Source organism: Micromonospora sp. URMC 106, from assembly GCF_051386395.1.
In the GTDB taxonomy this organism is placed as follows: domain Bacteria; phylum Actinomycetota; class Actinomycetes; order Mycobacteriales; family Micromonosporaceae; genus Micromonospora.
On sequence record NZ_JBPQTP010000242.1, the window covers coordinates 1 to 639 of the forward strand.

The 639-nt window shown below is 73.2% G+C and carries 1 protein-coding gene; it reads left to right on the plus strand.

Going from position 1 to position 639, the window contains the following annotated elements; genetic code table 11:
* The coding region (locus ACSNOB_RS31950; RefSeq protein WP_436691162.1) for a hypothetical protein at window positions 1-504 on the plus strand (504 nt) is incomplete at its 5' end.
* Window positions 505-639: the final 135 nt, after the last annotated feature.

Genomic DNA, 639 nt, shown 5'->3' on the forward strand with positions numbered 1-639 from the left:
GCCCCGTCGTCGGAGGCCGCCCCGTCCCCGGAGGCCAGTTCCTCCCCCCGGATCCAGGTCGTCACGCCGGACACCCTCGCGGGCCGCCCGAAGAGCACCGAGCCGACGCTGCGGAAGCTGGCCGACGACATGGTCCGCGACCTGAGGTCGTCGGTGCCCCAGGCGACGGGCGTGGTCGGCGCCTTCTACGGCAGCGCCGACGAGCGGGACATGGTCATGGTGGTCGCCGCGTCCACCTTCGTGCTCAACCCGACGGGGGAGCTCGACGACGCGGTCAAGGAGATCTCCGGCGAGCTGTCGGTCAAGAGGCTGACCAGCATCGCCCCGGGCCCGAACGGCGGCGAGGCCAAGTGCGGCGACGGCGAGTCCGCCGGGGTGCCGCTGGGCGTCTGCGCCTGGGCCGACCACGGCAGCGTCGGGATCATCGTGATGTTCTTCTCGTCCTCGGCCGCCGCGGCGGCCGAGTTCGTCGCCATCCGCGGCCAGATCGAGCGGAAGTACTGACCGCACGCCCCCGGTCCACCCCGTCGCCCGTGGTCGTCGCGGGTCCAACGGCCGGGACCGACCGAGAACCGCCCCCTGCGCAGATCTGGAGCCGACCCATGTCCTACCCGCCGGCCAACCCCAACCCCTTCCCCC